6 protein-coding genes are annotated in these 7,812 nt (G+C 35.5%); 4 read left to right on the forward strand and 2 right to left on the reverse strand.

Annotated elements, in window-relative coordinates:
- Positions 1-244: 244 nt before the first annotated feature.
- Positions 245-2,146: a DEAD/DEAH box helicase gene (locus tag HUS61_RS19800; protein WP_175083503.1), complete on the reverse strand. Its 1,902-nt coding sequence runs from the start codon at positions 2,144-2,146 to the stop codon at positions 245-247.
- 132 nt (positions 2,147-2,278) lie between these two features.
- Between HUS61_RS19800 and HUS61_RS19805 the strand changes: the two genes are divergently transcribed.
- Together HUS61_RS19805 and HUS61_RS19810 are read left to right on the forward strand one after the other, a co-directional pair.
- Entirely contained in the window at positions 2,279-2,950 is a 672-nt protein-coding gene (locus tag HUS61_RS19805) for a hypothetical protein (protein WP_175083502.1), read from the forward strand.
- A 23-nt stretch (positions 2,951-2,973) separates the two neighbouring features.
- Entirely contained in the window at positions 2,974-3,729 is a 756-nt protein-coding gene (locus HUS61_RS19810) for a hypothetical protein (protein ID WP_175083501.1), read from the forward strand.
- Between the two features lie 70 nt (positions 3,730-3,799).
- Here the strand turns inward: HUS61_RS19810 and HUS61_RS19815 are convergent, their stop codons facing one another.
- Positions 3,800-4,933, reverse strand: a complete 1,134-nt coding sequence (locus tag HUS61_RS19815) for a replication protein A (RefSeq protein WP_175083500.1) — start codon at positions 4,931-4,933, stop codon at positions 3,800-3,802.
- A 1,314-nt stretch (positions 4,934-6,247) separates the two neighbouring features.
- Between HUS61_RS19815 and HUS61_RS19820 the strand changes: the two genes are divergently transcribed.
- Both HUS61_RS19820 and HUS61_RS21945 read left to right on the forward strand, forming a co-directional pair.
- Positions 6,248-6,907, forward strand: coding sequence for a hypothetical protein (locus HUS61_RS19820; RefSeq protein ID WP_175083499.1), 660 nt, complete (start codon positions 6,248-6,250; stop codon positions 6,905-6,907).
- A 10-nt stretch (positions 6,908-6,917) separates the two neighbouring features.
- On the forward strand, positions 6,918-7,214 hold the full coding sequence (locus HUS61_RS21945) for a hypothetical protein (protein ID WP_081759794.1): 297 nt from the start codon (positions 6,918-6,920) through the stop codon (positions 7,212-7,214).
- Positions 7,215-7,812 lie beyond the last annotated feature (598 nt).

Consider the following 7,812-nt stretch of genomic DNA (forward strand, 5'->3'; position numbering starts at 1 on the left):
TGAAATTTTTAGACAACTTAATTAGCTTCTACAGTTATTTCTGTATCCAACCTATGAATACCAGCAAAGTAAATTTGCCTTCTGCTAACCGTTTAAAGATAAGATCTAGATTTGCTAGTAATATATCAGTATGTATTTATCGTGCTCCGCGAGTTTTATTTACTATTTTTAGTTTTTTTTTGCGATTCCGTGAGATATTTATGCTTCACAAAGAGAGCAAAACAATGAAATTGAATGTTAAGAGTTAATTTGTAGTTTCTAGTGTCGATAGAATTTCTTCCACATCAGAAACTTCAACTTTTTCCCCAATTAATATGGATTTAGTAGACCCGCTTTGAGATAAGTCGCTTGCTTTAACAATATCGCCAAATCCTCTTAAGATCATATCTTGTTCGGCCAATTCATAACCATCGTCGAACTTAGTTAAGAGAAGTAAGCGTTGTAATGATTTTTCACCAATCTCAGTTGGGCAATATAAATCTAGCTGTCCTTTTCCACCATGACGCACTAAACGTCCCCGTATTTGATGGCACGTTATTGTTCCGAACCTTTCAGCATGATAGATGATCGTTTTTGTTAACCGAGGGATAGTCAAGCCAATTTCAACCATTGTTGTAGAGATTAGTATGCTAGCCTTGCCCGACTTAATATCTGCAATTGATTTTCTGTTGTGGTCTGGACTGCAACCCGAATGAATATACCTAACTTTATTTCGGGCAAACTTGTTCCACTTCGTGAATACCTCTTCTACAGATGCGAAATTCTCAGAATTATCCTTTGTTGGACATACAACGAGTACTTTGTTACCAAGCTCAACTTGATTAAGGCACTCTTTCATTAGTGCATGGCTTTCACTTTTAAGTCTTAACTTAGTGGTTATCTCTTTCTTAGCATGACATTTGGTAAGTCTGAATATGTGCTTTGAATTACCATACGAAATCAAAGCCTGGGTTCTAGGTATTGGAGTAGCTGTTGCTTCCAAAAAGTGTGTATTTTCAGAAAGTAGTAATTCTCTTTGCTCAAGTCCAAACCGATGCTGTTCATCAACCACAACTAAATCCAGTACACCAACCCTTCGATGTAACAGAGCGCTTGTACCGATTAGAAAATTCGTTTCCTCTAAGTTTGTTTGTTCTGTTTCTAATGTAACTAAGACTGGCTTTAACGAACCAAAATATGAATTTAACTCTTCATGAATTTGCTCTGCAAGGGTTTGGCTAGGTAACATAATCGCTGCTCGCCCACCAGCGGAGACCACTGAAGCAGCGCAAATTCCGTAGACAACTGTTTTTCCAGTTCCTACATCACCAATTAGAGCCCCATCGACTTTGGTACCTTCCTTAAATTTATTTGTTATTGATTCAACAATTTGTGTTTGTTCTGTAGTTAATTCAAAAGGAATTTTTTCCTTTAGCACGTTGATAGGTAGACCGTGTAAAGAATTTACAAGTTTATTTGGCTCTCTTGGATTTAAGGCATTCATTTCACGGATACAATATAAGGCGGCAATTCTTTTTATGACACCCCTAGCTTCTTCCCATGACTCTACCGAACTAGGATTGTGCAATTCGGTTAGAACATCTTTTAAAGTCATTTTCTTAGTCTTTAAAACTTGTCTAATGTTTGGTACCCATTTTATAACTTCCCTTAGATGTTTTTCTGCTTGATTAAGTGTGCTGGGTAACTGTTTTCTAATAACCTCTCTTACCTGCTCTTTAGACAGGTAACCGCGCTTAGATTTGTAAATTGGTACGAATTTCCCAATGTCAGCACTGGATATCAATTTTGCTGCGCGTAAGTTTAGGTAAGCCCCATTAGCAAATGAAACTCCTTTAAAGTAATAGGTTGAACCAACTTCAGCCAGACTTTCTTCAATAAGCTTTGTATCACCGAAAAGCTTTATTGAAAGTAAGTAGCCTAACTCGTCAAACAGCTCAATTGTTAATACCCCTTTCCCTCTAACCAAATTGAAAGATGGTGCTGATACTAATTTTCCAGCTATTACTATTTTATGGCCGCTTAATTGATATGCCTTAGAAAATTCAGTGACAATGTTTGTGTAATCTTCAATTTCAACTGGGCAAATTAATGGCACCTGCCAAGCATGTTTAATACCAAAGCACTCTAATGATTTCAGCTCCATCATTTTCCCCGTCTTTGAATCGTTCCTTTATATTCCCTCATATTGAAAAATGTGCAACTTGGAGGTTTTTAACTCTAAAAATGCGCGATATCTATGTTTTGAAATAATGAAGTAAATTAATTACTGGATTTGTTTATGAATAATCATCCCCTATATCAACCACAATATCAGCCTCAAAGTGCGAATGAGTATTTTGATTCTAGTCAGATGCATAACACTGGTGCTGAATGTCAAAACCAATACGTGAATGAGAACTATGCTCCTAGTCATATGCATAACAATAACGCTCAGTCTCCAGTGAAACAGGGTCAAGAAGGCCAAACACAAAGCTGTGATTTCAACCCTGATTATGCTCCCGGTGGTAGGTATTACTCAATTAAAGTTCATGCAAGCAAGGCTGCTGTCGAATTCAAAGCAGATATAACAAGGAAAGGGGTAATTACTATTCGAATTGAGGCAGCTTCTGGAGCAAATAAAAGTTATGACTGGAAAAACAAAATTTCCATTCAGCTTACTCAGCTAGGTTTGATTGAATTTCTATGCGCATTTTTATTCATTAAGGAAAGTATTGAGTTAAAGCATTACGGAGCAAAGAATGACAAATCATTAAAGGTTCAATACCAAGAAAGGAAGTTGTTTGTGCAAGTATCACAAAAAGGTAAAAAGCTTTGTGGAGTACCTATTCCTATCAATGAAGCAGTTCGTATAGGTCAATTTGCACTGGACTCATATTTGAAAAACTTCGACAACATCAGTGCTGAATTTGCTGTGCAGAATTTTAATCGAGCAGCTAGTTTGGGTCTTTGAGCGCTTGAAAATGGAGGTTGAAGATGTTTTTACAAAATGACGATGCTCTAGAAATACCTCATGGTAATTCATCTGTTTGGCGGTATATGAGTACTTGGAAATTTGAACAGTTACTCATAAATTCCACTTTGTTTTTTCCAAACGCTAATGCACTCTCAGATCAATATGAAGTATCTATACCTGAAAGTGTTAAAAACAAAAAAAGAGATGACCTAATTAATGACGGTATTACAGGGAACAATCTTAAAGGTGAATTGGAAGCTTTTTTTTGGAACACCAATCCTAAGAAAAATTGTGTCTTTATCAACTGCTGGTCATTAACTCCACATGAGTCATACGCTTTATGGAAGATTTATCTTTCAGGTGAAGCGAATGGGGTTGCCGTTAAAACGTCGGTGAGCAAACTTAAACGCTCTGTGATTAATGGGCAAGACAATAACCCAGAGCCATTTTATATGGGTAAAGTTAAATATAAAAAACACCTTTGCGATGATAGCCTATCAAGGCTATCACTAATAACAACGAAAAAACCATTTTATGATTTTGAAAAAGAGCTAAGGCTTTTCATATTGAATGATTCACCTCCTGAGAAGAGCTTGGATCAAACTGTTAATTTCATTCAAGGTAAGAGCGTGAAGATTGATGTTAATGAGCTTATTCAAGAAGTGTACATTTCGCCATTTGCTTCGCAAGGTTACATAGATGAGGTAAAACAATTGCTTAAAAAGTATGGTTATTCAAAGGCTTTGATTAAAAAATCTGAAATACTTGATATGTAAAATTGGCTTTAATCCACTGCACTGTTCAACTTTAACAGTGCAGTCCCCATAACCAATATAGTACTGCCCCTTACTGCTCGATTAAAAGAGTTTCAACAACTTCTTCTGTCGTATTGCTTTTAATTTTTATTTTTTTAGCGTGTTTATTAAGTGACACGATTTCATCACAGAACCCTTCTGTTGGGTATAGAGTGTACTTGTAGTCTATAACTTTATCTTCATCGTCCTTTACAGCAGCGATATCATACTTCTCTAAAATGCCAGCATTAATAAGATCTTTCATAGTTGAAGTCATATTTCTGCGAATAGCAATTAAGCGATTTTCAGTAATGTCTTCTGACTCAATAGAGCCAAACTTAATCATTATTCTTACAAGCATGAAGTGATACGTCTTTTCGGGGCTGGCGTATCTAAACAATGTATAAAGTCTTGTTGTAAGCCAACTAGATAAGGTTCTCTTAAATTGTTGCGCCTGGTTAAAGTAATATCCTTTATAAGATACAGTTTCAATTTGCTGAGCCATATACTCATTAAGAAATACAATGCATCTCTGAGTGCTTGGCCCTTTTTTACCAGAAAAATGAATTGACCCCAGATAAGGCATTTTTGCCTCATTTGTTTCTACTTCACCATTTGAGTTGGTGCTGTAGTTAAAAGACAGTTGACTCCCAGACAAGATTAGTAGCGCTTCCTTTAAATCTGGATAAGATAATGATTGATTAACTGACTTAAGCTCTGCATTTAGTTCATTCATTTTAAAATGAATTGCGTAACGAGTGCCGCTTGCGTTATTAATCTTAGAAATATTGCCTTTTGTTGCAAGTGAAATAAGCGCCCTTTCTACCTTTTCTTCGCGGTCAGATGGCCAAGCAACATAGTCTGTTTCTTTACCTTTGATTACAGCTGGTGAGATTTGCAATTCACCGGTGTATTCAACACCATCCAACTTATCAGAAATAGAGCGAGAATTAACGAGCCTTTCTGGTGCTTGTCTAATTGGGTATATGGTAGTTTTAACTCTTACAAAACGAGACCATAAATCGTATAAAGGAAAGGTATTTGATAATGAATTAGATTTCAAACCTTCAAAATGCACATCAGTAAAGAGTTTAAGCTGCTCAACCTCAGCGGCTTCCTGAACTACTAGCCCTTTGGTGCTGATAGTCTCTGGCAAATTATTTATTGTAAGTTTGTTTTTTCTCATACCGATATTCCCGCATACTTGAATTTCAAATATATCAAATCGCTATATAAATAACACAGCAAAATGCACCATTATTAAAAAACTCTTTATAATCAGAGCGATAATAGAGTGCAACTGTGATCTGACTACCTAATAAACCTATTAAAAATAACGTGTAATTGCGATCTGGTAGTTTGAGTAACAGTTTGAATAACGTGTAACTGCGATCTGAGTTCAAAACCTATCTATTTGATTAACGTGTAAATGCGATCTGAGGTGAAGATTTAGTTCAAAAATAACGTGTAAATACGATCTGGGATGAAAATTGAGGCCGAAAAATAACGTGTAAATGCGATCTGGGATGAAATTTGAGGCTATAGAATAACGTGTAAATGCGATCTGGGATGAAATTTGAAGTCATAAAATAACGTGTAAATGCGATCTGACACAAAAATTTAGCTCATAAAATAAAGTGTAAATGCGATCTGAGAAGCTACAAAACTACTGAATAACGTGTAATTAGGGTCTGAGATTTATTTTCAGTTTATTATTTCATCAACTTACTTCTGTGTACCCGATGTGAACTTAAAACTATTGGTCAAAAATAAATCGGAAGAATTTGCTCTCAAAAGGACAGAGAAATTACAAAATAAAGTGTAAAACCGATCTGAAAAATAAAACACATACATTTCAGTGGTTTACAGAATTGTACCACACACAAACATAGGTAACGGGCGAAAAAAAACTATTTTCAAATGAAAATTCACTAAACTTCTGTAGTATGGATTCAGCAGGGCTGTGAATAACCCAGTAAAAAAAGGTGTAATTGCGATCTGAGAAGCGTGCAATTGCGATCTGGCACAGTAATTTGGCCTATTTTCAATCATTTTGAATAAAAAACAAACTGTGATTGTGAATAAAATAAAGTGTAAATGCGATCTTGAGCAATGTCGTTGTGGATATTTTACAGACAACCCTTTATAACCTGTTGATAATAATATCAATATAAGTGCTAGTAACGTGTAGTTGCGATCTAAGTAAGGTGTAATTGCGATCTAAATAACGTGTAATTGCGATCTCATTTATTTTTTATTATTTATAAAAATCAATAAGTTAACAACACAATCCACAGCGCTAACCTAAAGATCTAACCTATATATTTAACCATCATTATCCTTAATATTTATTCTTAGCTCTCAACAAATCAAATTAAAAATGATATTTGGTATTTAAAAAGAACTAAGCTCAATAACTTTAGCTAATAAGTTCTTTGCAAAATGCACGATGTAATTTAGCTGTCATTCTGTTGTTAAATAAACAATAGAAGGCATATTCATGAATTTTTCAATCTCACTCTCTACCGCAAAACATCTGTTTGTGGATGCTTGTGGTGTAGCAAATGGCTCAAAATGCAACATATCTGCGTCGGATTATATCCACTTCTCATTAATTGGCGGCATAGCAGAAGTGCTAGGAACGGACACTCAATCGATTGTTAGGCAATCTTCACCAATTGATGCGTTTGAAGATTATGAGATTTGTATCAAAGCCAAAAAACTTAATACTTTTATAAGTAGCTTTACCGATGAAAGTAAGCCACTAAAATTTCAATTCGATGAAAATAAAGTAATTGTTAAACATGGTCGTTCAAGAGCTTCAATAGCTACAATGTCATGCGATAGCTACCCTATTCCCAAAATTGTAATTCCTATTGGCTTTCAATTTTCTTGTGATGCTGAGTCATTTAAGTCTGCTATTTCTGGTATTTTTTATGGCAAGGCGAATAACGATGTAAGGCCGTTCCTAAATCATATTAACTTTTCTATAAATTCTCATCAGATGAAGTTATACACTAGTGATGGTCATAGATTGGCTAAGGATATTATTCAGTTAGAAAATTCTGTAGATGATTTGAATGGTATCTTGCCATTTAAGCTTGCTGAAATGCTTCTACAAGCACAGCCTGATGGTACTTTGGCTTTTTCTTTGATGTGAGCCACTTCTATTGGTCAGCAGAAGGTACAGTATATGGCACAAACTTTCTCATAAAGGTATTTTTTGGTATATAAGTTATAACGCCAAGACGAACTTTTCAATTATCTACCCTGCCCTTCTTTTTTGTTTGGAAAAAGATAAACAAGAAGAACCAAATGGGTTAATTGTGTTTGCTTTGCCAAGTAATCAACGACCTAATGAAAATACGCATTTGTATCATGCGCCACTGATGAATATTTATTCGAATGGAGTTGTTTGCCAAGGAAATGCAACTTTACCCAAAAAGATCACATCAATTACTGAATGAATGAAGGCATGAATGATGTTGAGAAAACTGTACTGGCCTCAAACTTTACTCACGTAAACCACGAAAAGACCCTTAAAGCAAAGGAAGTTGTAACAACGCAAAATTTGCTCGCATTTTGGATCGCTAAAGCCAACACAAGGAGCCTAAGTAATGCAAAAGTAAGAATGCGAGAGTTAAATCGATTTATGCGTTTGGGAGAGTTTTTAAGCTCGGCCTTGTGAATAATTCACATTATATGTCCGGCCATATTAAAAGGTTAAAAAATAAACATACTTTTAATTTCATCAGAGTGGATTTCTAAACCATTAAATGTATCAGTAATTGGTGCGGGTGGTACAGGATATGCGTTTTTATCAGAATGTTTTCAGCTTGATTATTTGTTGCGAAAGGTCACTAATCATCAAGTTCACTTAAACATCAGAGGGTATGACGATGGTGAACTACCCAGCAACATCGGTTCATTCTGATCACAGGGCTTCTACAGTCTAGCTTAACGGCTAGGCAGCTTTTTTTCTCAGATCCAAAATCCAACTTCGATAATTCGAAGACTTTCATTTTAACAGATTGTTTCTGCTGAGATGCGGGTGTTACCCTTGCA

The organism is Pseudoalteromonas sp. 0802, assembly GCF_013350085.1.
GTDB lineage: Bacteria > Pseudomonadota > Gammaproteobacteria > Enterobacterales > Alteromonadaceae > Pseudoalteromonas.

Coding starts and splice junctions, on each gene's coding strand:
- HUS61_RS19800 (WP_175083503.1), bottom strand. CDS start 2,146: ATGATGGAGCTGAAATCATTAGAGTGCTTTGGTATTAAACATGCTTGG.
- HUS61_RS19805 (WP_175083502.1), top strand. CDS start 2,279: ATGAATAATCATCCCCTATATCAACCACAATATCAGCCTCAAAGTGCG.
- HUS61_RS19810 (WP_175083501.1), top strand. CDS start 2,974: ATGTTTTTACAAAATGACGATGCTCTAGAAATACCTCATGGTAATTCA.
- HUS61_RS19815 (WP_175083500.1), bottom strand. CDS start 4,933: ATGAGAAAAAACAAACTTACAATAAATAATTTGCCAGAGACTATCAGC.
- HUS61_RS19820 (WP_175083499.1), top strand. CDS start 6,248: ATGAATTTTTCAATCTCACTCTCTACCGCAAAACATCTGTTTGTGGAT.